The 354-nt window shown below is 36.4% G+C and carries 1 protein-coding gene; it reads left to right on the top strand.

Annotation, left to right across the window (positions count from 1 at the left end; all coding sequences use genetic code 11):
* A partial coding sequence (locus AOA61_RS31855) for a hypothetical protein (protein WP_218197355.1) occupies positions 1–184 on the top strand: 184 nt, incomplete at its 5' end.
* Between the last annotated feature and the right edge of the window lie 170 nt (positions 185–354).

Genomic DNA, 354 nt, shown 5'->3' with positions numbered 1-354 from the left:
ATATTTGAGAGAAAAAGGGTACAGTGTTGTTCAGACTAAAACAATGAATAAGTGGCGTAATATGTTAATTTTAAATATAAAACACGGATTTGATATCATTGAAACAACTATAGATGATAATGGTTTGCATAAGATTGTTATGGAGAAGGACCGGGTCCCGCATCATTCTGTGAACTCTCGGTAAAGTTCATAAAATTGTGCGGGACCAGGTCCCGTACTATAATGTGAACTACAGAGGTGATTCCAGTGAATACAAAAAAATCTAAACAACAAATTCGTGAAGAGGTTTGGGAAAATATGATGGAACAAAAGGTTGGGCGGTTTCCATTTCCTTTGAAAGGACGCATTCCAAAC

The sequence above is a fragment of the Pseudomonas sp. 2995-1 genome, assembly GCF_002742505.1.
Lineage (GTDB): Bacteria > Pseudomonadota > Gammaproteobacteria > Pseudomonadales > Pseudomonadaceae > Aquipseudomonas > Aquipseudomonas sivasensis.
This window is presented reverse-complemented; position numbering and strand designations above follow the sequence as displayed.